At 67.6% G+C, this 24,206-nt stretch carries 15 protein-coding genes and 3 pseudogenes; 12 read left to right on the top strand and 6 right to left on the bottom strand.

What is annotated here, in order from left to right; genetic code table 11:
• The first annotated feature begins 75 nt into the window (after positions 1-75).
• A complete protein-coding gene (locus B6N23_RS06960) occupies positions 76-615 on the top strand; it encodes a GNAT family N-acetyltransferase (RefSeq protein ID WP_169957510.1) in 540 nt (179 codons plus the stop codon).
• A gap of 23 nt (positions 616-638) precedes the next feature.
• On the opposite strand, the gene nadC is transcribed toward B6N23_RS06960, so the two are convergent.
• Complete coding sequence (gene nadC, locus B6N23_RS06955; protein ID WP_439649841.1) at positions 639-1,430, bottom strand: carboxylating nicotinate-nucleotide diphosphorylase; 792 nt, start codon at positions 1,428-1,430, stop codon at positions 639-641.
• A 176-nt stretch (positions 1,431-1,606) separates the two neighbouring features.
• On the opposite strand from nadC, the gene ampD reads away from it, so the two are divergent.
• The 7 genes from ampD to B6N23_RS06920 all read left to right on the top strand — a co-directional run bounded on the left by ampD (position 1,607) and on the right by B6N23_RS06920 (position 11,189).
• The gene (gene ampD, locus B6N23_RS06950; RefSeq protein ID WP_305503157.1) at positions 1,607-2,218 is read left to right on the top strand and encodes a 1,6-anhydro-N-acetylmuramyl-L-alanine amidase AmpD; all 612 of its coding nucleotides are present in this window, start codon (positions 1,607-1,609) and stop codon (positions 2,216-2,218) included.
• 315 nt (positions 2,219-2,533) lie between these two features.
• The gene (gene aceE, locus B6N23_RS06945; RefSeq protein ID WP_305503155.1) at positions 2,534-5,206 is read left to right on the top strand and encodes a pyruvate dehydrogenase (acetyl-transferring), homodimeric type; all 2,673 of its coding nucleotides are present in this window, start codon (positions 2,534-2,536) and stop codon (positions 5,204-5,206) included.
• Between the two features lie 57 nt (positions 5,207-5,263).
• Complete coding sequence (aceF, locus tag B6N23_RS06940) at positions 5,264-7,255, top strand: pyruvate dehydrogenase complex dihydrolipoyllysine-residue acetyltransferase (protein ID WP_305503153.1); 1,992 nt, start codon at positions 5,264-5,266, stop codon at positions 7,253-7,255.
• 274 nt (positions 7,256-7,529) lie between these two features.
• Positions 7,530-8,186 (top strand): adenylate kinase, encoded by a 657-nt coding sequence (adk, locus tag B6N23_RS06935; protein ID WP_119021992.1) that lies wholly within the window; start codon positions 7,530-7,532, stop codon positions 8,184-8,186.
• 144 nt (positions 8,187-8,330) lie between these two features.
• Positions 8,331-9,035: a tRNA (adenosine(37)-N6)-threonylcarbamoyltransferase complex dimerization subunit type 1 TsaB gene (gene tsaB, locus B6N23_RS06930; RefSeq protein WP_302141081.1), complete on the top strand. Its 705-nt coding sequence runs from the start codon at positions 8,331-8,333 to the stop codon at positions 9,033-9,035.
• A 56-nt stretch (positions 9,036-9,091) separates the two neighbouring features.
• Positions 9,092-9,796: a class I SAM-dependent methyltransferase gene (locus tag B6N23_RS06925; protein WP_379686813.1), complete on the top strand. Its 705-nt coding sequence runs from the start codon at positions 9,092-9,094 to the stop codon at positions 9,794-9,796.
• Positions 9,797-10,067: 271 nt separating this feature from the next.
• On the top strand, positions 10,068-11,189 hold the full coding sequence (locus B6N23_RS06920; protein WP_305503150.1) for a phospholipase D-like domain-containing protein: 1,122 nt from the start codon (positions 10,068-10,070) through the stop codon (positions 11,187-11,189).
• 6 nt (positions 11,190-11,195) lie between these two features.
• Here B6N23_RS06920 and B6N23_RS06915 read toward each other — a convergent pair whose 3' ends face one another.
• A complete protein-coding gene (locus tag B6N23_RS06915; RefSeq protein WP_302141088.1) occupies positions 11,196-11,837 on the bottom strand; it encodes a YecA/YgfB family protein in 642 nt (213 codons plus the stop codon).
• 72 nt (positions 11,838-11,909) lie between these two features.
• Here B6N23_RS06915 and B6N23_RS06910 point away from each other — a divergent pair, with 72 nt between their 5' ends.
• From B6N23_RS06910 to B6N23_RS06900, 3 genes and pseudogenes are all read left to right on the top strand, one after another.
• Entirely contained in the window at positions 11,910-12,470 is a 561-nt protein-coding gene (locus tag B6N23_RS06910; protein WP_305503147.1) for a SprT family zinc-dependent metalloprotease, read from the top strand.
• 173 nt (positions 12,471-12,643) lie between these two features.
• Positions 12,644-14,606, top strand: a pseudogene (gene acs / locus B6N23_RS06905) (acetate--CoA ligase).
• Between the two features lie 189 nt (positions 14,607-14,795).
• Complete coding sequence (locus B6N23_RS06900) at positions 14,796-15,458, top strand: LuxR C-terminal-related transcriptional regulator (protein WP_119021986.1); 663 nt, start codon at positions 14,796-14,798, stop codon at positions 15,456-15,458.
• Positions 15,459-15,524: 66 nt separating this feature from the next.
• On the opposite strand, the pseudogene B6N23_RS06895 reads toward B6N23_RS06900, so the two are convergent.
• The 4 genes and pseudogenes from B6N23_RS06895 to B6N23_RS06880 form a co-directional block, all read right to left on the bottom strand.
• Positions 15,525-19,474, bottom strand: a pseudogene (locus tag B6N23_RS06895) (hybrid sensor histidine kinase/response regulator).
• A 67-nt stretch (positions 19,475-19,541) separates the two neighbouring features.
• Complete coding sequence (locus B6N23_RS06890; protein WP_110068471.1) at positions 19,542-20,057, bottom strand: hypothetical protein; 516 nt, start codon at positions 20,055-20,057, stop codon at positions 19,542-19,544.
• Positions 20,058-20,152: 95 nt separating this feature from the next.
• Entirely contained in the window at positions 20,153-21,949 is a 1,797-nt protein-coding gene (locus B6N23_RS06885; RefSeq protein WP_305503145.1) for a sodium:solute symporter family protein, read from the bottom strand.
• A gap of 6 nt (positions 21,950-21,955) precedes the next feature.
• Entirely contained in the window at positions 21,956-22,216 is a 261-nt protein-coding gene (locus B6N23_RS06880; RefSeq protein ID WP_119021982.1) for a DUF4212 domain-containing protein, read from the bottom strand.
• A 353-nt stretch (positions 22,217-22,569) separates the two neighbouring features.
• Here B6N23_RS06880 and tnpC point away from each other — a divergent pair.
• A pseudogene (gene tnpC, locus B6N23_RS06875) lies at positions 22,570-24,022 on the top strand (IS66 family transposase).
• Positions 24,023-24,206 lie beyond the last annotated feature (184 nt).

Raw genomic sequence — 24,206 nt, 5'->3', positions numbered from 1 at the left:
CGGCGGCGAGGGGATTGGCGCCCGGGGCCGGCTTGTGTAGTCTCCCCGCAACAGCCAGGTTTCGACAGGATCGCCATGAGCCAGATCGCCAGTGCCCCGACGGCCGCCACGGCCCCGCCCCGGGGGCCGCGCATACGCTACCGCCAGGCCCTTTCCCGTGATGCCGCCGACCAGGCCGAGGTCTTCCATCACGCCGTGATGCAGGGCGCCATGGCCCACTACAGCGTCGCCGAACGCGAGGCCTGGGCATCGGCCCTGCCGCGGGATGCCAGCGCCTGGGCGGCGCGCCAGGCGCTCTTTACCACCCTGGTGGCCGAGTGCGATGGCCGCTGCGTGGGGTTCCTGGAGCTGGACCTGCCGCGGGGTCGCATCGAGACGCTCTACGTCTGGCCGTCGCTCGCCCGCCGCGGCATCGGCTCCACCCTGCTGATTCATGCCGAGCGCCTGCTGATGGAGCAGGGCCATGCGCGGGCCCGGATCGAGGCCAGTCTGGTGCTGACGGAGCGTCTGGTGCGACGCGGCTGGCAGGAGGTGGGCGAGGAGTGGGTGGAGCGCGGCGGCGAGCGACTGTGCCGCAAGACGCTGGAGAAGCGCCTCGCCGCCGTGGAGACCTGAGCGCCGCCTTCTTTCGCCTTCCTTCAGTCGATGATCCGCATCGAGAGGTCGATGGCCTTGACGTCCTTGGTAAGGGCGCCGCTGGAGATGCAGTCCACGCCGGTCTCGGCGATGGCGCGCAGGGTGCTCTCGTCGACGTTGCCCGAGGCCTCCAGGGTCGCCCGCCCGGCGGTGCGCCGGACCGCCTCGCGCATCTCGTCGAGGCTGAAATTGTCCAGCATGATGATATCGGCCCCCGCCGCCAGCGCCTGCTCCAGCTCCTCGAAGGTCTCCACCTCCACCTCCACCGGCGCCTCGGGCGCGATGTCGCGTGCCTCGCGGACGGCCGCCACGATGCCGCCGCAGGCGGCGATATGGTTCTCCTTGATCAGGAAGGCATCCCACAGGCCGATGCGGTGGTTGTGGCCGCCGCCGCAGGTCACCGCGTACTTCTGGGCCAGGCGCATCCCCGGCAGGGTCTTGCGGGTGTCGAGCAGGCGCACGCCGGTGCCCGCGATCAGATCCACGCAGTGGCGTGTGCGGGTGGCGGTGGCGGAGAGGGTCTGCAGCAGGTTCAGCGCCGCACGCTCGCCGGTCAGCAGGCTGCGGGCAGGGCCCTCGAGCTCCAGGAAGGCCTGGCCGGCCTCGAGGCGGTCGCCATCGGCGGCGCCCCAGCGAAGCGTCACGGCAGGGTCGAGTCGGGCGAACAGCGACTCGACCCAGGCCACGCCGCACAGCACGCAGGCCTCGCGGGTGATCACCCGGGCCCGCGCCGTCGCCTCGGCGGGGATCAGTCGGGCGGTGATGTCGCCGGAACCGACGTCCTCGGCCAGCAGGCGGGCGGCGGCGGCGGCGGCGGTCGCGGATCTCGTCGCTGAGCGTGTCGTGGTAGGGCAGGGCGTCCTGGTAGTCCATGCGGGGCACTCTTGGGGTGGCAGCCGGCGCGGGGTGGCCGAGGTGAGCGGAGGCGTCCATTATAGGGAATCCATGCCGATCACGTCAGGGGAGAGCAATGCCGATCACACGGGGATGGCTTGAGGGCGCGCGGCGGGTGCCGTCACCCAACTGCGATGAGCGACCCGACGGTGAGGTGTCGCTGCTTCTGCTCCACTCCATCAGCCTGCCGCCCGGCGAGTTCGGCGGCGAGCATATCGAGCGCCTCTTCACCAACCGCCTGGACCCCGCGGCCCACCCCTTCTTCGCCGAGATCCACCAACTGCGGGTCTCCGCCCACCTGCTGATTCGCCGCGACGGCGAGTGCGTCCAGTTCGTGCCCTTCGATCGCCGCGCCTGGCACGCCGGGCGCTCCCGCTGGCGCGACGGCGAGCGGGAACGCACGGCGCTCAACGACTTCGCCATCGGCATCGAGCTCGAGGGCGACGAGGTCTCGCCCTACGCCCTGGCCCAGTATCGCGCCCTGGCGCGGGTCGTGGCCGAGCTCCTGGCCGCCTATCCGGCGCTGGACGAGACGCGCATCACCGGCCACGCCCGGGTGGCGCCGCTGCGCAAGTCCGACCCCGGCCCGGCCTTCGACTGGGCCTTCTTCCGGCAGCGGTTGGCACTGCAATGCACGGAAAGCAACGAACATTTCGCTTCCCGGCCCGCTGGCGTCGACCCTTTTTGAGAGTGTCGATAATCAAACGGTAGTTCGGCTACAAGTGGCTGTTATTGCCCGGGGTGGCGTCGCGCAGAGTGCGGCAACCCCTTGTGCTGCGGTGCAATGTCGCGTCTATGGAATAAGTTTCCATTTAATCACTAATTGGCACTCGCGGGTGTTTGCGGTATCTTTCGGCTACCAACGGCAGATCGATCGCGTCGTCTTGTAAAACTACTACACAAATCCCTGCGCACGGTGGATGCGCCTCTCCAGAAGAGAGGCCGTCGCGATCGCCGTATTGCGGGGCGCACGACACCCTATCGTCATTTGGAGAGACGTCATATGAGTCTGGAGGCAAGAGAGGATCTCGATCCGGTCGAGACCACGGAGTGGCTGGAATCCCTGGAGTCGGTGCTGGATCGCGAGGGCGAGGAACGCGCCCGGTTCCTGCTGACACGCCTGGCGGATCGCCTGCGCCGCGACGGGACCCAGGCTCCCTTCTCGGCAACCACGCCCCACCGCAACACCATCCCGGTGCACCGCGAGGCGCCGATGCCGGGCGATCTGTTCATGGAGCGCAAGATCCGCTCCCTGATCCGCTACAACGCCATCGCCCAGGTGATCCGCAACAACCGCGCCAATCCGGGGCTGGGCGGCCATATCGCCAGTTTCATGTCGGCGGCGACCCTCTATGACGTCGGCTTCAACCACTTCTTCCGCGCCCCCAACGGCGACTTCGAGGGTGACCTGGTCTATATCCAGGGCCACGTGGCGCCGGGCATCTACGCCCGCGCCTACCTGGAAGGCCGCCTGACCGAGGAGCAGATGGACAAGTATCGCCAGGAGGTGGACGGTGACGGCCTGTCATCCTATCCGCACCCCTGGCTGATGCCGGACTTCTGGCAGTTCCCCACCGTCTCCATGGGCCTCGGGCCGATCCAGGCCATCTACCAGGCACACGTGATGAAGTACCTGCACTCACGTGAAATGAAGGACATGCACGATCGCAAGATCTGGTGCTTCATGGGCGACGGCGAGTGCGACGAGCCCGAGTCCCTCGGCGCCATCCATCTGGCCAGCCGCGAGAAGCTCGACAACCTGATCTTCGTCATCAACTGCAACCTGCAGCGCCTCGACGGCCCGGTGCGCGGCAACTCGCGGATCATGGACGAGCTCGAGGGCGTCTTCCGCGGCGCCGGTTGGAACGTGCTCAAGGTGGTCTGGGGTCGGCTGTGGGATCCGCTCTTCGAGAAGGACAAGAAGGGCGTGCTGCAGAAGATCATGGACGAGTCGGTCGACGGTGAGTACCAGAACTACAAGGCCAACGACGGCGCCTATACCCGCAAGCACTTCTTCGGCAAGTACCCCGAGACCGCCGAGATGGTCAAGGACATGTCCGACGAGGACATCTGGAAGCTCAACCGTGGCGGCCACGACCCGTTCAAGGTCTATGCGGCCTACCACCAGGCCACCCAGAACGCCAATGGTCGACCCACCGTGATCCTGGCGCACACCGTCAAGGGCTACGGCATGGGCAGCGGCGACGGCGAGGCGGCCAACGAGGCGCACCAGGTCAAGAGCATGGAGCTCGAGGCGCTGAAGAAATTCCGCGACCGCTTCGGCATTCCGCTCACCGACGAGCAGCTCAAGGAAGTCCCCTACTACAAGCCGGCCGATGACTCCCCGGAGCTGCGCTACATGCACCTCCAGCGCGAGCGCCTGGGCGGCTACCTGCCGCAGCGCCGCAGCGACTTCGAGGCCCTGCCGATCCCCGCCCTGGAGGACAAGACCTTCGCCTCCCAGATGGGTGGCTCCAAGGGGCGTGAAGTCTCCACCACCATGGCCTTCGTGCGTGTCCTCAACGGCCTGGTGAAGGACAAGCAGATCGGCAAGCAGGTGGTGCCCATCGTGCCCGACGAGGCGCGTACCTTCGGCATGGAGGGGATGTTCCGCCAGCTCGGTATCTACACCTCCGAAGGCCAGAAGTACGAGCCCCAGGACAAGGGCCAGATCATGTTCTACCGCGAGGACAAGAAGGGCCAGATCCTCGAGGAGGGCATCACGGAGGCCGGCGCCATGTCGGCGTGGATCGCCGCGGCCACCTCCTACAGCAACCACAACCTGCCGCTGCTGCCCTTTTACATCTACTACTCGATGTTCGGTTTCCAGCGCATCGGCGACCTGGCCTGGGCGGCCGGCGACCTGCAGGCGCGCGGCTTCCTGGTCGGCGGTACCGCGGGGGGCACCACCCTCAACGGCGAAGGCCTCCAGCACCAGGATGGCCACAGCCTCCTGCAGGCCTCCACCATCCCCAACTGCCGCAGCTACGACCCGACCTATGCCCACGAGGTGGCGGTGATCGTCCAGGATGGCCTGAAGCGCATGTTCGCCGACAAGGAGAACTGCTTCTACTACCTGACGGTGATGAACGAGAACTACGAACACCCCGAGCTCGCCGAGGTCCCCGTCGACGACATCGTCAAGGGCATGTACCTGCTGCGCGAGACCGAGGGTGACAAGGGCCGCGTCCAGCTGCTGGGCTCCGGCACCATCCTGCGCGAGGTCGAGGCCGCCGCCGAGCTGCTGCGCGACGACTGGGGCGTGGGCGCCGATATCTGGAGCGTGACCAGCTTCAACGAGCTGCGCCGCGAGGCGCTGTCGCTGGATCGCGAGGCCTTCCTCAACCCCGAGGCGGAGCCGGGCAAGCCCCACGTGACTCGCTGCCTGGAAGGGCGCACCGGGCCTGCCATCGCCTCTACCGACTACATGCGCCTGTTCGCCGATCAGGTGCGTGCCTGGGTGCCGACCGACTACCACGTGCTGGGCACCGACGGCTACGGCCGCTCCGATACCCGCCAGAAGCTGCGCCACTTCTTCGAGGTCGATCGATTCTTCGTGACCGTGGCGGCCCTCAAGGCGCTGGCCGAGCGTGGCGAACTGGATCGCAAGGTGGTGGGCGAGGCCCTGAAGAAGTACGGCATCGACCCGTCCAAGCCCAACCCGCTGACCGACTGATCCGCGAGCGGCGGGCCCGCGGGCCCGCCCCAGGCACGAGTTTGAAGGAGCGCGACCTTGAGTAGCGAAATCATCAAAGTTCCCGACATCGGCGGCAGCGAGGATGTCGAAATCATCGAGATCGCGGTGTCCGAAGGTGACGTGATCGCCGCCGAGGACACCCTGATCACCCTGGAGTCCGACAAGGCCAGCATGGATGTGCCCTCGCCCAAGGGCGGCAAGGTCATCCGGGTGCTGGTGAAGGAGGGCGACACCGTCTCCGAAGGCGACGAGATCGTCGAGCTGGAGGTCGAGGGTGCCGGCGGTGGCCAGGGCGGCGGTGGCGAGAGCGAGGCCCCGGCGAAGGCCGAGCCTGCCCCCGAGAAGGCCGCCGAGCCCGCCGCCCAGAAGCCCGCGGCCAAGGCCGGCGGTGGCGGCAAGCGCACCGTGGAGATCAAGGTGCCCGACCTGGGTGGCTCCGACAATGTGGAGATCATCGAGGTGGCCGTGGCCGTGGGCGACGAGGTCGAGGAAGAGGCGACCCTGATCACCCTGGAGTCCGACAAGGCCTCCATGGACGTGCCGAGCCCCCACGCCGGCCGGCTGGTGTCGCTGACGGTGAAGGAGGGCGATACCGTCTCCGAGGGCGACGTCATCGGCACCATGGAGATCGCCGGCGAGGGAGGAAACTCCGAGCCGGCCCCCGCCGAGCCCGAGCCTGCCGCGCCCGAGCCCGAGCCTGCCGCCGAGCAGGAAGAGGCCGCCGCCTCCGGCGAGCCCGAGCGCCGCGAGATCCGCGTCCCGGACCTCTCCGGCTCCAGTGACGTGCCGATCATCGAGATCGCCGTCGCCGCCGGCGACGAGGTCAACGAGGAAGATCCGCTGATCACCCTGGAGTCCGACAAGGCCTCCATGGACGTGCCGAGCCCCTTCAAGGGCAGGCTGCTCGAGCTCACCGTCAAGGAGGGCGACACCGTCTCCGAGGGTGACCTGATCGGCTACATGGAGGTGGCGGGGAGCAAGCCGGCACCCAAGGCGCCGGCCAAGGAGCCGTCAAGGGCCGAGACGCCCAGGGCCGACAAGCCCGCGCCGACCCCGGCCGGCACGCCGAGCCCCGAGGCCCAGATGGCCGCCCACAAGCCTCGCGATGCCAAGCTGGTCCACGCCGGCCCGGCGGTGCGCATGCTGGCCCGGGAGCTCGGCGTCGACCTCGGCCTGGTCAGGCCCAGCGGCCCGAAGGAGCGGGTGCTCAAGGAGGACGTCCACGCCTACGTCAAGCAGGTGATGGCCAGCCAGGGCAAGGCCCAGGCCGCCGCGCCGGCGGCCGCGGGCAGCGGGATTCCGCCGATTCCGGACCAGGACTTCAGCCAGTTCGGCGAGGTGGAAGAGAAGCCCATGGGCCGCCTGATGAAGATGGGCGCCACCAACCTGCACCGCAGCTGGGTCAACCTGCCCCACGTCACCCAGTTCGACGAGGCGGACATCACCGAGCTGGAGGCCTTCCGCAAGTCCATGAAGGCCGAGGCAGAGGCCCAGGGCGCCAAGCTCACGCCGTTGCCCTTCCTGATCAAGGCGTGCGCCTTCGCCCTGCGCCAGTACCCGCAGTTCAACGTCAGCCTGAAGAGCGACGGTGAGACCCTGGTGCACAAGAAGTACGTGCACATCGGCATCGCCGTGGACACGCCGGACGGCCTGATGGTGCCGGTGATCCGCGATGCCGATAAAAAGTCGCTGATCGACCTGGCCAAGGAGTCGGTGGAGCTGGCCAAGAAGGCGCAGACCAAGAAGCTCAAGCGCGAGGAGATGACCGGTGGCTGCTTCACCATCTCGAGCCTGGGCTCCATCGGCGGCACCGCCTTCACCCCCATCGTCAACGCTCCGGAGGTCGCCATTCTCGGCGTCTCCAAGGCGTCGATGAAGCCGGTGTGGGACGGCAAGGCCTTCGAGCCGCGGCTGATGATGCCGCTGTCGCTCTCCTACGACCACCGGGCGGTCAACGGGGCCGACGCGGCGCGCTTCACCGCGCTGCTGGCCCAGCTGCTGAGCGATATCCGTCGCCTGCTGCTGTGACCCCGGCCGGGCCCTGCCCGGAGGCTTCGGCCACCTGACGACGGCGCCCTCGGGCGCCGTCGTCCTTTGGGCGCGCACGGGCCTGGCGGACGCGGTGCAGGGGTCGCCAGACCAAAGTGCTATTCGGCCCGAGGCGGTTGATCTTCAACGATTTTCCGGGTGAAGGCCGGGGCGCGCCAGGGGGTGGCGCTTGTGCCCGACCCGGGCCACGGTTATCGTTCCCCTCCAACCATTTCTTCACTACTGACAGCCACTTGTAATTGAGGACAACAACATGCGTTTGATCCTGTTGGGCGCCCCGGGTGCCGGCAAGGGCACCCAGGCCCAGTTCATCTGCGAGCGCTTCAATATTCCGCAGATCTCCACCGGCGACATGCTGCGCGCCGCGGTCAAGGAGGGCAGCGAGCTGGGGGTCAAGGTCAAGGAGATCATGACCAGCGGTGGCCTGGTGTCCGACGACGTCATCATCGCCCTGGTGAAGGAGCGGATCGCGCAGCCCGACTGCGAGAACGGTTTCCTGTTCGACGGTTTCCCGCGCACCCTGCCCCAGGCCGACGCCATGAAGGAAGCCGGCGTCAAGCTGGACCACGTGCTGGAGATCGCCGTGGAGGACGAGGAGATCGTCAAGCGCCTGGCCGGCCGCCGCGTGCACCCGGGCTCCGGCCGCGTCTACCACGTCGAGTACAATCCGCCGAAGGAAGAGGGCAAGGATGACGTCACCGGCGAGGCGTTGATCCAGCGCGACGACGACCGCGAATCCACCGTGCGCAACCGCCTGGCGGTCTACCACGAGCAGACCGCGCCGCTGGTCGACTACTACCAGGCCTGGGCCGAGCAGGAGCCGGCGCTCGCCCCGACCTACCACCGGGTGGAAGGCATCGGCAGCGTCGACGATATCAAGGGGCAGGTGCTCAAGGCCCTCGAGGGCTGATCAACCCTGCTGTCGGCGCGGGGCTTTCCCGGCGCCCCTGTGTAGAAGGCTGCAATCTGTATGGCCCGCCTCGGCGGGCCATCGTCGTTTGTGGCCCCGGCGCGTATAATGTCCGCCACCTTTCTCCCCTGCGATGGTGCTGCCATGTCGATCCTGCTGGCCCTGGATGCCTCCTCGAGCGCCTGCTCGGCCGCCCTGCTGCGCCGCCGCGCGGGCGCCGAGGACGAACTGCTCTCCCGCTTCGAGATGACGCCACGCGAGCATACCCGGCGCCTGCTGCCCATGGTCGATGAGGTGCTGGCCGAGGCCGGCATTGCCCCCTCGGCGCTGGACGCGGTGGCCTACGGCCGCGGCCCCGGCTCCTTCACCGGCCTGCGCATCGCCGCCGGGGCCGCCCAGGGGCTCGCCTACGGGCTCGATCGGCCCCTGATCGGGGTCTCCACCCTGGCGGCCCTGGCGCTGGGCGCTCACCGTCGCCATCACTTCCGCTGGCTGGTCACCGCCCTGGATGCGCGCATGGGCGAGATCTACGTGGCCGCCTGGCAGTGCCGCGACGGCCTGCCGGAGCCCCTCCTCGAGGAGGCCGTGATGCCTCCTGAGCGGCTGCGCCTGCCGGCTGGTCACGACGACCACGACTGGGTCGGCATCGGCTCCGGCTGGGGCCTCTGGGAGCAGATGCCCGTCGAGGTGCAGGCGGGGATGAGCCAGCGCCTGCCTGAGGCCGAGGCCGCTGCCGAGGAGATGGCGCTGCTGGCCATGGCCGAGCTGGAGGCGGGGGGCGGGCAGCCGGCCCACCTGGTGCAGCCGGTCTACCTGCGCAACGAGGTGGCCTGGAAGAAGGCCAGGTGAGCGCGCTGCCGCCGGTGGCGGTGCGTGGCGAGGCGCTGGCCGCTCTGGCCGAGCGCCTGGGGCTGCCCGTCGAGGGCGAGGCCGAGCTTCATCTCGAGCGGCGCGACGGTCGCCTGGTGCTGGCCGGCGACGAGAAGCGCTACGGTCATCCGCTGGCGGTGGAGTTCACCTCCGGGAAGGCGGCTCATCGACGTCGCTTCGGCGGCGGGCGCGGCCAGCTCATCGCCCGGGCCTGCGGGTTCTCCCAGGGGGTGACCCCCTCGGTGGTGGACGCCACGGCGGGCCTGGGGCGCGATGCCTTCGTGCTGGCGAGCCTCGGCGCGCCGGTGCTGCTGGTGGAGCGGGTGGCGGCGATCTTCGCCCTGCTCGAGGACGGCCTGGCCCGCGCCCGGGCGGACGCCGAGACCGCCGAGATCGCCGCGCGCATGCGCCTGGTGCATGGGGATGCGGCCGCCGCGCTCGCGGCCCTGGTGGCCGGGTCGGACGTCGCGCCCCAGGTGATCCACCTCGACCCGATGTTCCCCCATCGCGACAAGTCGGCGCTGGTCAAGAAGGAGATGCGGCTGTTTCGCACCCTGGCCGGTGACGATGCGGACGCCCCGCGCCTGCTGGAGGCGGCCCTGGACGTGGCTACCCACCGGGTGGTGGTCAAGCGCCCGCGCAAGGCGCCCCCCATCGCGGGGCCGGCCCCGCGCCACGTGATCGAGGGCAAGACCAGCCGCTACGACCTCTACGTGCACCGGGCGCTCAAGGCGGACTGAGCCATCAGGCCTGGCGCGTCACCAGCTGCAGCCGATGGCGCAGGGCCGGGTCGAACAGCCGGCTCGAGCGTCAGCGCGTCCGGGGCGGGCTCGATCAGGCGCGGCCGGACCCAGGCGGCGAGCAGCCGGGTCATCAGCGCGCGCAGGGGGGGGGTGAGTTGGTGACGCAAGGCCATCCGTTTGCCCCGACGCAGGAAAGGGGAAGAAAAGGCCAGTATAGTCTCCGGGAAGGCCTCGGGTCAGGCCCGCCGCCCAGGACAGGGAGTCAGCCATGCACGGGATCTGGAGAGACGGCAACCACTTCGAGCTGCTGCCCGAGGCCAGCCGTTTCCTGCCGGCCATGTTCGAGGCGCTGGAGCGCGCCGAGTCGTCGATCCTGATCGAGCTCTACCTGATGGAGTCGGGACGGCTGGCCTCGGCGCTGATCGGCGCCCTGGTGAAGGCCTCAGAGCGCGGCGTCGCGGTGCTGCTGCTGCTGGATGGCTACGGTGCCATGGGGCTCTCCGGTGAGGATCGCGAGCGCCTGGAAACGGGCGGTGTGGCGCTGCGCTTCTTCAACCCGCTGGGCTTCCACTCCCTGGCCCGCAACCTGACCCGGGACCATCGCAAGCTGGTGGTAGTGGATGGCCGGGTCGCCTTCACCGGCGGTTTCGGCGCCGTGGACGAGTTCCTCGACGCCTGGTACGAGGTGGCCCTGCGCATCGAGGGGCCGGTGGTGGCCGACTGGGTGCGCCTGTTCTGCCGGCTGTGGGACTCGCCGCTGACCCGGGGCAGCGGGGCCACGGGACTGGTGCATGGGCTGGTGACCGAGACCCGCCAGGCAGAGGGCTACCGGGGCATGACTGGGCGGGTGGTGTGGGGGCAGGGCTATCGCTACCAGGCGATACGCCATTCGCTCTATCGGCAGGTCTCCGGGGCACGCAAGCGCATCTGGATCTGCACCCCCTACTTCGTGCCCACCTTCAGCCTGCGCCTGCGCCTGGCCCGGGCGGCACGCCGCGGCGTTGACGTGCGCCTGCTGCTGCCCGGTGAAGCCCATGACCACCCTGGGGTCCGCTACGCCGGCCAGCGCTTCTACGGTCGGCTGCTCCGGGCCGGGGTGCGCATTCACGAGTTCCAGCCCACTTTCATCCACGCCAAGTTCTCGCTGGCCGACGACTGGGTCAGTCTGGGCTCCTGCAACTTCGACCACTGGAGCCTGCACTGGAACCTGGAGGCCAACCAGGAGGTGGCCGACCGGCGCCTGGCGGCCGAGGTGGCCGAGATGTTCGAGCGCAACTTTGCCGCCAGCCACGAGATCGACCGCGAGGCCTGGTCCCGGCGCCCGCGCTGGCAGCGATTCAAGGAGTGGCTGTTCGGCAGCCTGGATGGCCTGCTGACGCGGCTGCGGTAGCACTCGCTATCGCCGGCGCCCCTTGCCGGCGGGCTTCTTCTTGCGCGGCATCGGCTTGGGGGTCTCCGGCGGCACCCGGTAGTGCAGGTAGAGGTCCAGCACCAGCTCGGGGAGCTGGCGCACCAGCGCCTCCAGGCGGGAGCCGTCGCCGATGAACTCGGCCATGTCGGGCTCGTCGTCGAAGAGCCCCGAGAGGGCCATGAAGGGCAGCAGCAGGGTGGCGGCGGCCTCCTCGTCCTCCTCGAACCAGGCGGCCTCGTCGAGGAAGACCCCCTCCATGAAGCCGGCGCACCAGTCACCGATGGGGGTCTCCTCCGCGGGCAGGTCGTCCAGGGTGAGCTCGAAGGGTAGCTCCGGCAGGAGCCCCTGCTCCAGGGCGGCGATGGCGTTGCGGCGCAGCCGGTCGAGCAGGCCGAGGATCTCCTCGCGCTCGCTGGCGTCATGGAACTCCGGTTCGCCCTGGAACAGCTCTGCCACCCAGGCGGCCGGGTCCGCCTCGCAGGGCGCCACCGCCAGGGCCACCAGGAAACCATGGCTGCCGATCAGGTCCAGGGCATCCTCGCCGACCCGCTCGGAGGCCAGGAAGTCATCCAGACGGTCGAGCTCGGCATCGTCGAGCAGGGGTTCGGGCTGGGGGGTGTCGGACATCGTCACTCTCACGGACAGGAGGGCAGGAAGGGCGCTTTACGCCTGGCGGGCGAGAGGCCATTCTAGCACCCCATGAAACGACCCGCGCTGCCCACCCCGGATCCCGACCGCGTCGCGGCCCTCGACCGCGAGGCGCTGCTGGCTGCCCTGCACGCGCGGGTGGACGCCGCCTGGCGGCTCTGTTGCGAGGTGCATCCAACGCTGCCGCGCCCGGCGGTATGGTGCGACCTGCGGGGCAAGTGTGCCGGCCAGGCCCACTTCGGCCGCGGCGGCCTGCGCTTCAATCCGGTGCTCTATGCCGAGAACCGCCTCGACTTCCTGGTCGAGGTGGTGCCCCACGAGATGGCTCACTGGCTCGTTCACCACCTGGAAGATGGCCCCCGGGTACGCCCCCACGGCCGCGAGTGGCAGACGGTGATGCGCGAGCTGTTCGGCCTGGCGCCCCGCACTACCCACCGCTTCGATACCGGCCGGGCGAGCCCGGCGCCCCACCGCTACGCCTGTGATTGCCGCGAGCATGCCTTCAGCGCTCGTCGCCATGCGCTGGCCCGGCAGGGGCAGCGTTATCGCTGCCGCCACTGCGCTCAGACCTTGGTCTATCTTGGCCTGGAGGTGTTTGAAAGTGCCGTCTAACATTATGTTTTTAAAAAGAAAATTGTTCATACCAATGTCTAAGGGGAAGTGGCGCCGGGCGAGAGTATGCTGAGTCCACCTTAAATGGCGTCGGGCGTCCCCACACAATCCCAACGTACGGTTGCCCGGCATCACTCACCTGACGGGGCCATCCCAAGGACAGAGGCACTTCCATGAGCGATCAGCAGAACGTCTATCCGGTGCGCGACGACATCGCCGCCAAGGCCTGGGCCGACAAGGCGAAGTACGAGGCGATGTACCAGCAGTCCGTGGACGACCCCGATGCCTTCTGGGCCGAGCAGGCCAAGCGCATCGACTGGGTCAAGGCGCCCACCAAGATCAAGCACACCAGCTTCGATCCGCACAACGTGGACATCCGCTGGTTCGAGGACGGCACCCTCAACGCCAGCGCCAACTGCCTCGATCGCCACCTGGAAACCCGCGGCGACCAGACCGCCATCATCTGGGAAGGCGACAGGCCCGATGAGTCCGCCCACATCAGCTACCGCGAGCTGCACGCGCGTACCTGCCAGCTGGCCAATGCCCTGAAGGAGCTGGGCATCGGCAAGGGCGATGTGGTCACCCTCTACATGCCGATGATCCCCGAGGCCGCCGTGGCCATGCTGGCCTGTGCCCGCATCGGGGCGGTGCACTCCGTGGTGTTCGGCGGCTTCTCCCCGGATGCACTGGCCCAGCGCGTGATCGGTGCCAGCTCCAAGCTGGTGATCACCGCCGACGAGTCCGTGCGCGGTGGCAAGCACGTGCCGCTCAAGGACAACGTCGATGCGGCCCTGACCCGCAAGGGCACCGAGGTGTGCCAGAACGTGCTGGTGGTCAAGCGCACCGGCGGCGAGATCGAGTGGAACGAAGGGCGTGACGTTTGGTACGGCGACCTGGTCGACAAGCAGTCCACCGACTGTCCGGCCGAGGAGATGAACGCCGAGGATCCGCTCTTCATCCTCTACACCTCCGGTTCCACCGGCGCGCCCAAGGGCCTCAAGCACACCACCGGCGGCTACCTGGTCTACGCCAGCCTCACCCACCAGTACGTCTTCGACTACCAGGACGGCGAGATCTACTGGTGCACCGCCGACGTGGGCTGGGTCACCGGCCACAGCTACATCGTCTACGGCCCGCTGGCCAACGGCGGCACCACCCTGATGTTCGAGGGCGTGCCGAGCTATCCGACCCATGGCCGCATGGGCGAGATCGTCGACAAGCACAAGGTCAACATCCTCTACACCGCGCCCACCGCCATCCGCGCCCTGATGGCCCACGGCGACAGCGTGATGGACTCCAGCCAGCGCGACACCCTGCGCATCCTCGGCTCGGTGGGCGAGCCCATCAACCCCGAGGCCTGGGAGTGGTTCTACCGAGTGATCGGCAACTCGAAGTGCCCGATCGTCGACACCTGGTGGCAGACCGAGACCGGCGGCATCATGATCGTGCCGCTGCCCGGTGCCACCCCGCTCAAGCCGGGTTCCGCCACCCTGCCGTTCTTCGGCGTGCAGCCGGCGCTTTACGACAGCGAGGGCAACACCCTCGAGGGCGCCGTGGACGGCAACCTGGTGATCACCGACTCCTGGCCGGGTCAGGCGCGCTCCATCTGGGGTGACCACGAGCGCTTCATCCAGACCTACTTCTCCACCTACAAGGGCGTCTACTTCACCGGCGACGGCTGCCGCCGCGACGAGGATGGCTACTACTGGATCACCGGCCGCGTCGACGACGTGATCAACGTCTCCGGCCACCGCATGGGCACCGCCGAGATCGAGTCGGCGCTGGTGGCCCACGAGGCCGTGGCCGAGGCCGCCGTGGTGGGCTTCCCCCACGACATCAAGGGCCAGGGCATCTACATCTACGTGACCCTGACCGGCGACGTGGAGCCCACCGACGAGCTCAAGAAGGAGCTGACCCAGTGGGTGCGCAAGGAGATCGGTCCGATCGCCTCGCCCGACGTCGCCCGACGACGTCATCCAGTGGGCCCCGGGCCTGCCCAAGACCCGCTCCGGCAAGATCATGCGCCGCATCCTGCGCAAGATCGCCGCCAACGAGTGCGACGGCCTGGGCGATACCAGCACCCTGGCCGACCCGAGCGTGGTGGATGACCTGATCGAGAACCGCGCCGTGCGCTGATTTTCGCGCCAGCGCTGTACCGTCGAGCCGGCCTTCGTGGCCGGCTTTTTTGATCCGTTGGTCAATGTTGTCGACAATGTGGCCGGAGCGCTTGGGAATCGGCTCTGCCATGGGGTAACATGCCCCACAGTCATACAAGAGCCCGAGTGGCGGACGATGCCCGCTGCCAGAGGAACCGGAGGAGAATCCATGGCCTTTGCCCAGAAATTCATCGTCGCCGATGACCATCCGCTGTTCCGCGCAGCCCTCACCCAGGCGCTGCGTCAGCTGGCCCCCCAGGCCGAGATCGTCGAGTCCGACACCATGGAGGCGACCGCCGAGGTGGTCACCCGCCATCCGGATGCCGACCTGATCCTGCTCGACCTGCACATGCCCGGCGCCCACGGCTTCTCCGGCCTGATCCAGCTGCGCGGCCAGACCCCGGATATCCCGGTGGCGGTGGTCTCGGGCAGCGACGAGCCCTATGTGGTGCGCCGCGCCATCGACTACGGCGCCTCCGGCTTCATCCCCAAGTCCTCCTCGCTGCAGCTGATCGCCGAGGCGGTGGGCGAGATCCTCGACGGCGAGGTGTGGCTGCCCGCCGAACTGGCCGCGGCCATGGGCGAGGCCAACGAGGAAGAGACGAAGTTCGCCGAGGCGATCGCCTCGCTGACCCCGCAGCAGTTCCGCGTGCTCAACATGCTCACCGAGGGCCTGCTCAACAAGCAGATCGCTTATGAGCTCAGCGTCTCCGAGGCCACCATCAAGGCCCACGTCACCGCCATCCTGCGCAAGCTCGGCGTGCACTCCCGCACCCAGGCGGTGATCGCCGCCCAGAAGCTCGAGGTGGAGCCGCCGAAGGTGGAGTCCTGACGCCAGGCGCCAAGGAAACGCAAAAAACCCACCGCTTGGTGGGTTTTTTGCGTTCAGGGGGCGCGACTACTGCGCCGCTCGGCTGGCCTGAAGCGTGCGGGTGAGCAGGGCGCGCAGGGCGGCGGGGCGCACCGGCTTGAGCAGCAGCTGGTAGCCGGCACGGCGGATCTCCTCGGCGACCTCCTCGGTGCGGTCGGCGGTGATCACGATCCCCGGCACCGCGCCCTCCAGTCGCTCGGAGAGCGCCTCCAGCGCCATCAGGCCGGTCACCTCGTTGTCCAGGTGGTAGTCGGCCAGGATCGCGTCGGGGTCCCCATCGAGGTGGCGCAGCACCGACTTGGCGCCGCCGATGCTGGTGGCGGTGAAGACCTCGCAGCCCCAGCCGGAGAGCATCGCCTTCATGCCCTCCAGGATCAGGGTCTCGTTGTCGATGCAGAGGATCCGGGTGCCGACCAGCTTGTTGCCGGCGCGCTTGGGCGAGGCGGCCTCCTCGGCCTGTTGTGCCTCGCTGCGCGCCGCCACCATCGGCACACTGACCGAGAACATGGTCCCCGAGCCCTCCTTCGAGCGCACCGTGATGGGGTGGTCGAGCACCCGACTCATGCGGTCGGCGATGGAGAGCCCGAGCCCCAGCCCCTTCTCGCTCTCCTTGTGGCGCGAGGCCTGGTCGAGGCGGCGGAACTCCTGGAAGATCTCCGCTTGCTTGGATTCGGGAATGCCGGGGCCCGAGTCCCACACCTGGATGGAGAGGCGGTCGCCGCGGCGACGGCAGCCCAGCAGCACGCGGCCCTCCTGGGTATAGCGGATAGCGTTGGAGAGGAAGTTCTGGATGATCCGGCGCAGCATCTGGGCATCGCTGTCGACCCAGGCCCGGGTCGGCACCACCATCAGGTCGAGGCCGCGGTCCTCCGCCATCACCTCGAACTCGGCGCGCAGCGGCCGGAAGATGTCGGCCAGCGCGAAGTGGCTGCGCCGGGGGGGGGGTGGAGGGCACCGGCATCGAGCTTGGAGATATCGAGCAGGGTGCCGAGCAGCTCCTCGGCGGCCTGCAGCGAGTTGTCGATATGGCCGATGGTGCGCTGCATGGTCGCGGGCTCCATCTCTTGGGAGAGCGCCGAGGTGAACAGCCGGGCGGCGTTGAGCGGCTGCAGCAGGTCGTGGCTGGCGGCGGCCAGGAAGCGGGTCTTGGAGGCGTTGGCGTCCTCCGCCAGCTGCTTGGCCTGGCGCAGCGCCAGCTCGGCCTCGGCGCGCACGCGGTTCTCCTGGCGCAGGGCGGCGTTGGCCTCGGAGAGCGCCTGGGTGCGCTCGCGGACCCGCTCCTCCAGGGTCTCGTTGGTCTCCTTGAGGGCGATCTCCGCCAGGCGCCGCTCGGTGATGTCCTGATAGAGGGCGAAGAAGCCCAGGATCGCCCCGCTGTCGCCGAAGTGGGGGGTATAGGTCACCAGCATGTAGCGGCGCCCCTCGGGCAGCCGGATCGACACCTCGAAGCTGACCCGCTCGCCGGCCAGCGCCCGTTCGATCCAGGGTTCGCGCTCGCGGGCCATCTCCGGCGGCACCACGTCCTGGACCCGCTTGCCGATCACCGCGTTGCGATCGATGCCGAAGGCCTGCTCGTAGGCGCGGTTGGTGAAGAGGTAGCGGCACTCCTTGTCGAAGTAGGCGATCAGCGCGGGCACGTTGTCCGTGTAGATACGGATGTTGTTCTCCGAGCGGATCAGCGCCTCCTCGATGCGCTTCTGCTGGGTGATGTCCTGGTAGGTGTAGACGAAGCCGCCGCCGGGCATGGGGTTGCCCTGCACCTCCAGCACGCTGCCGTCCTGGCGGTAGCGCACGTAGCGGTGGGGCTGGCCCTCACGGATGTTGTCGAGCAGCAGCTGGACGTGCTCCTCGGGGTCGCCGGGGCCGTATTCGCCGTTGTGGGCGTTGTAGCGGAAGATCTTGTCCATCGGCGCGCCGACCCGGATCAGGTGGTCGGGGAAGCGGAACAGCTCCAGGTAGCGCTGGTTCCACACCACCAGGCGCAGGTTCTGGTCCACCACGCTGATGCCCTGGTTGATGTTCTCGATGGTGGCCTGGAGCAGGGCGCGGTTGAACTCCAGCACCTGGGAGGCCTCGTCGACGATGGAGATCACGTCGGAGATGCCGATGCCGCGGCCCTGCAGCGCCGAGTTCACCACGATGCGTGCCGAGGAGGCGCCGAGCACCGAGGCCAGGAAGCGCTCGGTGAACTGGATCACGTCGATGGAGGCGCGGGTGCCATCCTCCAGCGGCTTGCCGCTGCGCCGTGCGTAGTCGTCGAAGGCGCGCTGCACCTGGCCGGCGCCCAGGAACCGCTCGCACAGCACCTTGAGGTCGCCCACCGTGGTGGCCCCGGTCCACGGGCGGTTCACCGAGGTCTGGCGGGTCTCCACGCTGTCCACGAACAGCGAGGCCTGGATGCGCTCCACCACCCGCTGGGAGGTGATCTGGGAGACGAAGATGTAGCAGAACAGGTTGATGCCCAGCGAGAGCATCACGCCATGGGTGAAGCTGTCGCCCACATTGAGGCCGAACAGCGAGGTGGGCGACAGCCAGCTCACCCCCAGCGGGCCGCCGTCGAGCCAGTGGGCCGGCAGCACCCCGGCGGTGATCATCGCCGGCATCAGCAGGCTGTAGACCCAGATGGCGAAGCCGGCGTTCATGCCGATGATCACCCCCAGGCGGTTGCCGCGCTTCCAGTAGAGCCCGCCGATCAGCGCCGGGGCGAACTGGCCGGCGGCGGCAAAGGAGAGCATGCCGATGGAAGCCAGCGAGGTGAACTCGCCGATCAGCTGGTAGAAGCCATAGACCATGGCCAGCACCGCGACGATGGTGAGCCGCCGGGCGCGCAGCACCAGGCGACCGTAGTCGCGGGCCTTGGTGTCGAACCAGCGCAGCCGGAACAGCGCCGGGATGACGATCTCGTTGGAGATCATGATCGAGACCGCCACCGCGGCCACGATCACCATGCCGGTGGCCGCCGAGAAGCCGCCGATGAAGGTGAGCAGGGTCAGCCACTCGCTGCCCGCCGCCATGGGCAGCGCCAGCACGTAGGTGTCCGGCTCGATGCCGCTGTCGGCGAACAGGGTCAGGCCGGCGGCGGCCAGCGGCAGCACGAAGAAGGCGAAGAGCACCAGGTAGAGGGGAAAGAGCCAGCGCGCCTTGGCGGCATCGTCTCGGTGGGTGTTCTCCACCACCGCCACGTGGAACTGGCGGGGCAGGCAGAGCACCGCCAGCATCGCCAACAGGGTCTGGGCCCAGAAGCTCTGGCCGAAGTCCTGCTGGGCCAGCTGGCGCTGCAGTTCCAGCTGCACCTCGGCCTGGGCGAAGAGCTCGCCGAGGCCGCCGAACATGCCCCAGGTGACGTAGGCGCCGAGGATCATGAAGGCCAGCAGCTTGACCAGCGACTCGAAGGCCACGGCGTGGATCAGCCCCTCGTGGTGCTCGGTGGCGTCGGTGTGCCGGGTGCCGAAGAGGATGGCGAAGGCGGCCATCACCACCGCCACGTAGAAGGCGGTGTCGGCGAACAGCGGCGTGTGGGTGGGGTCACCGGCCGCGGTGAGCACGCTGAAGGAGGTGGAGACCGCCTTGAGCTGCAGGGCGATGTAGGGCAGGGCGCCGATCAGCGCCACCAGGCTGGCGAAGGCCGCCAGGGATTGGGTCTTGCCGTAGCGCGAGGCGATGAAGTCGGCGATGGAGGTGACGTTCTGGTGCTTGGCAACGCGGATCATCTTGGCCAGCACCGGCCAGAACAGCAGGAAGGTGAGGATCGGCCCCACGTAGATGCTGGCGAAGGACCAGCCGCCGGTGGCGGCCTGGCCGACGGCGCCGTAGAAGCTCCAGGAGGTGCAGTAGATGGCCAGCGCCAGGCTGTAGATGATGGGCCGGCGATGGCTGGCGCCGTGCTCCTTGGCCCGGCGATCGCCACGCCAGGCGATGCCGAACAGCACGGCGATGTAGAGCAGCAATATGGCAACCAGCAGCCAGCCTGAGAACATGGGGTTCCTCCCTCGGGTCTGGCGCCCATTCTAGGGCAATGTGCCCCGGGAAGGCAGGCGGCGGGCCTCAGGTCTCCTGGCAGAGCGCCCGATAGAGGGCATCATCCTCGTCGAGGGTGCGCATCGCCTCGAAACGCGGCCGGCGTTCCTCGCCGATCAGCGGCAGGGTCTCGCGGGTGTCGCAGTTGATCAGCCAGGCCTGGTGGGTGACCAGGTCCACGTGCTGCTTCTCGAAGCGGTAGCGGATGTACTCGACCAGCCGCTCGCCGTTGGCATCGCGCTCGGCCATGCTGTCGCGGTCCACCACGCTGAAGGCGTTGGCCATGGGGAAGGCGTAGGTCCAGGGGCGCCAGAACATCGAGCCGTGCTCCACCGCCACCACGCTGGCGGTGGCGGGCAGCTGTGCCTGCTTGTGGCTGAACCAGGAGTACTCGTAGTGGATCTGGTAGCCGAGCATGCCCAGGCCGCCGAACACCGGGATGATCCAGGTCGGCAGGCGCTTGCCGCTGGCCATGCGCAGCAGCATGCCGATGCCGGCGGCGCCGAGGCCGGCGAAGATCGCCGCGATCAAGTGCCAAATCATGAAGTGTCCTTGCTCAAAGCGATCGGGCTTCCCTAGGGAAGCCCGATCGGTGGAGAATGACTGGCCCGGCGAGCCGGGCCAGGGGCCATTATGGCTTAGTGGTCGATGGCAGTGCCAGCACCCTTGGGATAGCGCACGCTCTCCACCAGGTCCTGGATCTCCTGCGGCGGCTCCTGGGTGACACTGGAGAGTGCGAAGGCAACCGCGAAGTTCATGATCGCACCCACCGCGCCGAAGGAGAGCGGGGAGATGCCCATGATCCAGTTGTCCGGGGTGTTGGGCAGCATGTTGGTGCCCGGAATGAAGAACCAGCCCAGGTAGGTGAAGATGTAGAGCAGGGTGGCGACCAGACCGGTCAGCATGCCGGCAACCGCACCCACGTTGTTCACCCGCTTGGAGAAGATCCCCATCATCAGTGCCGGGAACAGCGAGGCGCCGGCGATACCGAAGGCGAGGGCCACCGTCTGGGCGGCGAAGCCCGGCGGGTTGAGGCCCAGGTAGGTGGCCAGCAGGATGGCACCGCCCATGGAGATCCGCGCCGCCAGCATCTCGCCCTTCTCGGTGATTTTGGGGTTGATCATGGTCTTGATCAGGTCATGGCTGATGGCCGAGGAGATGGCCAGCAGCAGGCCCGCGGCGGTGGAGAGGGCGGCCGCGATACCGCCGGCGGCGATCATGCCGATGACCCAGCCGGGCAGGTTGGCGATCTCGGGGTTGGCCAGTACCAGGATGTCGTTGTTGACCGACAGCTCGTTGCCTGCCCAGCCGCGACGCTCGGCGACCTCGTCGAACTCCGGGTTGGCATCGTTGTAGAACTGGATGCGACCGTCGTTGTTGAGATCGTTGAAGGTGATCAGGCCGGTGTCTTCCCAGGTGCGGAACCACTCGGGACGGTCCTCGTAGAGGATCGGCTCGGCGGCGGCGGACTCGTAGTCCTCGACCTGGCCGGTCATCTCCGGATAGACGGTGGTCATCAGGTTGAGGCGCGCCATGGAGCCCACGGCCGGTGCGGTCAGGTAGAGCAGAGCGATGAAGACCAGCGCCCAGCCGGCAGACCAGCGAGCGTCGGCCACCTTCGGCACGGTGAAGAAGCGGATGATGACGTGGGGCAGGCCCGCGGTACCGACCATCAGCGACAGGGTGAACAGCACCATGTTGAGCTTGTTGTCGACGTCGGCCGTGTAGTCCTGGAAGCCCAGGGCGACCACGACGTCATCGAGCTTCTGCAGCAGCGGCACGCCGGACTCGGTGTGGGTGCTGAACATGCCGAACATCGGGATCGGGTTGCCGGTCAGCTGGAAGGCGATGAACACCGCCGGGATGGTGTAGGCGATGATCAGCACGATGTACTGGGCCACCTGGGTGTAGGTGATGCCCTTCATGCCGCCGAATACCGCATAGAGGAACACGATGAAGGCCGCGATCCAGATGCCCCAGGTGTTGGAGACCTCGAGGAAGCGCGAGAAGGCCACGCCGGCGCCGGTCATCTGGCCGATGACGTAGGTCACGGAGGCCACGATCAGGCAGATGACGGCCACCAGGCGCGCCGCCTTGCTGTAGAAGCGGTCACCGATGAAGTCCGGCACGGTGAACTTGCCGAACTTGCGCAGGTAGGGCGCGAGCAGCATGGCCAGGATCACGTAGCCGCCGGTCCAGCCCATCAGGAACGACGAGTTGGCGTAGCCGCCGGAGGCCAGCAGGCCGGCCATGGAGATGAACGACGCCGCGGACATCCAGTCGGCGGCGGTGGCCATGCCGTTGGTGATCGGGTGGACGCCGCCGCCCGCCACGTAGAAGTCCTTGGTGGAGCCCGCTCGGGCCCAGATCGCAATGCCGATGTAGAGGGCGAAGGAGGCCCCTACGAACAGCAGGTTGATGGCAAATTGGCTCATGCTGGCTTACTCCCCCAGACCGAATTTCTGATCGAGCTTGTTCATCTTCCAGGCGTAGAAGAAGATCAGCACGATGAAGGTGAGGATGGAGCCCTGCTGGGCGAACCAGAAGCCCAGGTCGGTGCCGCCCACGGGAATGCCGGAGAGCAGGGGCCGGAACAGGATCGCCATGCCGTAGGAGACGAAGGCCCAGACGATCAGGCATCCCGTGATCAGGCGTACGTTCGCCTTCCAGTATTCGGACGAATCGACTTTCTCTTCTGCCATTGTCGTGTTCTCCACTTGTTATTGGTGGGGTTGGGAACTGGGGGTCTGTCGGTTGCGGGTCACCAGGGCAATCGCATGTCTTGTGTCAGGCCGTTGCGAGCCTTGGGGTAGATCCCGACTGTGAGAGGGCCGGTGGCCCGTATCTCGCCGGTGTCGGCAGGCATCGTTGTCGTGCGATTGCCCTGCATGATGCATGGTGGATAGTGGGCAATGAGTGTCAAAAATGAATCCCAGACTTTCGTATCATGAGAAAAATACGAGTAACTATTCAGGTGGCTGCGGATGGGGTATCGCCAACCAGCTGATTTTTCTGGCATAGTGCACAGCATCATTCGGCACACCTATGCGGTGATATGACCATCAGCGATATCAACGTCGACGAGGCCCTGGAGCGGGTCCGGCAGCAGCTCAAGGAAGACCAGACGGTCTCGCCGTCGCTGCGTGCCGCCATCGATGTGCTGATGCTGCTGGTCAAGCTCATGGCCGATCGCCTGGCCACCAGTAGCCGCAACAGCAGCAAGCCACCGTCCCAGGATCCCAATCGCCAGCGCCGCTCGCGCGCCAAAGGCGAGCGGCGCCCCGGCGGACAGCCAGGGCATGAGGGTAAGACGTTGGCGCCGGTGACGGACCCCGACGAGGTGGTCAAGCTCCGTGTCGATCGTCGGCAACTCCCCAAGGGGCGTTCTTACCGCCCGGTCGGCGTCGAAACGCGCCAAGTGCAGGACATCGTAATCCAGGCCGTGGTCACCGAATATCAGGCTGAGGTCCTCGAAGATGATCAGGGGCAACGCTACGTGGCGCCATTCCCCGAGGGCGTGACTCGCCCCATCCAGTATGGCCCTCGCCTCAAGGCGCATGTCGTCTATCTCTCCCAGTATCAGCTGTTGCCCTATGCGCGTATCCGCGAGTTGCTCACCTCGCAGTGCGGCCTGTCGCTGAGCACCGGCACCCTGTTCGCCTTCAACCAGGAGGCCTACCAGCGGGCCGAGGCGTTCGCCGAGTGGGTGATCCCGGCGCTACGTGAAGCAGCCACCGTCCATGCCGATGAAACCGGAATGCAGGTCGGTGGCAAACGCTACTGGCTACACAGCGCCTCCAACGAGGCCCTGACCTGGTTGGCCCCGCACCCCAAGCGCGGCCAGGAAGCGATGGACGCCATCGGCGTATTGCCCTTCGTGCGTGGCGTGCTGGTGCATGATCACTGGAAGCCCTACTACTACCGCTATCCGGATTGCCGGCACGCGCTCTGTAATGCGCACCACCTTCGGGAGCTGACAGCGGCCTGGGAGAACGATGGCCAGGCATGGGCCAAGGCCTTGCATGACCTGTTGTTGGAGATGCATCGCGCCGTGGAGGTGGCCGACGGCTGCCTCTCGGCCGATGAGACCCGAGCCTGGCGGCAGCGCTATCGAGATTGCCTGGCGAAAGGGGACGCCGAGTGCCCCCCGCCGGTGAAAACCGCCACCTGGAACGCGAGGCCGGGCCAAGCGCACCAAGTCGCGCAACCTCCTGGAACGCCTCCAGGCGTACGAGGACGACGTGTTGCGCTTCCTCGACGACCCTGCCGCTCCCTTCACCAACAACCAGGGGGAGCGCGATCTGCGAATGACCAAGGTCCAGCAGAAAATCTCGGGCTGTTTCCGCTCCTGGGAGGGTGCTGAGATCTTCTGCCGCATGCGTAGCTTTCTCTCGACCGCCGTCAAGCAAGGGGTAGCGGCGCATACCGCACTGGAGCAACTGTTTGCGGGGGAGGTGCCAGCCTTCATGCAGCAAGAAGCCCCGACTCAGCCAACCGGTGCTGAATAGTTACAAATACGATTCAATGCGGTGTCAACGAATCCTTGTCAATCAAAAGGATGGGGGCGTGTTTCTGCTGAGTTACACGAGGTACGTCAGCCAGGTTAGGACGATGGTATAGGGGGTGTGAGAGGGGCGGTCGGGGGCGGGCGCGACACGGCTTGGACGATCGTCTAAGGAGGCGGAGGAAGAC

Origin of the sequence: Halomonas alkalicola, from assembly GCF_030704205.1 — a bacterium.
In the GTDB taxonomy this organism is placed as follows: domain Bacteria; phylum Pseudomonadota; class Gammaproteobacteria; order Pseudomonadales; family Halomonadaceae; genus Halomonas; species Halomonas alkalicola.
This window is presented reverse-complemented; position numbering and strand designations above follow the sequence as displayed.

Coding starts and splice junctions, on each gene's coding strand:
- B6N23_RS06960 (WP_169957510.1), top strand. CDS start 76: ATGAGCCAGATCGCCAGTGCCCCGACGGCCGCCACGGCCCCGCCCCGG.
- ampD (WP_305503157.1), top strand. CDS start 1,607: ATGCCGATCACACGGGGATGGCTTGAGGGCGCGCGGCGGGTGCCGTCA.
- aceE (WP_305503155.1), top strand. CDS start 2,534: ATGAGTCTGGAGGCAAGAGAGGATCTCGATCCGGTCGAGACCACGGAG.
- adk (WP_119021992.1), top strand. CDS start 7,530: ATGCGTTTGATCCTGTTGGGCGCCCCGGGTGCCGGCAAGGGCACCCAG.
- tsaB (WP_302141081.1), top strand. CDS start 8,331: ATGTCGATCCTGCTGGCCCTGGATGCCTCCTCGAGCGCCTGCTCGGCC.
- B6N23_RS06920 (WP_305503150.1), top strand. CDS start 10,068: ATGCACGGGATCTGGAGAGACGGCAACCACTTCGAGCTGCTGCCCGAG.
- B6N23_RS06915 (WP_302141088.1), bottom strand. CDS start 11,837: ATGTCCGACACCCCCCAGCCCGAACCCCTGCTCGACGATGCCGAGCTC.
- B6N23_RS06910 (WP_305503147.1), top strand. CDS start 11,910: ATGAAACGACCCGCGCTGCCCACCCCGGATCCCGACCGCGTCGCGGCC.
- B6N23_RS06900 (WP_119021986.1), top strand. CDS start 14,796: ATGGCCTTTGCCCAGAAATTCATCGTCGCCGATGACCATCCGCTGTTC.
- B6N23_RS06890 (WP_110068471.1), bottom strand. CDS start 20,057: ATGATTTGGCACTTGATCGCGGCGATCTTCGCCGGCCTCGGCGCCGCC.
- B6N23_RS06885 (WP_305503145.1), bottom strand. CDS start 21,949: ATGAGCCAATTTGCCATCAACCTGCTGTTCGTAGGGGCCTCCTTCGCC.
- B6N23_RS06880 (WP_119021982.1), bottom strand. CDS start 22,216: ATGGCAGAAGAGAAAGTCGATTCGTCCGAATACTGGAAGGCGAACGTA.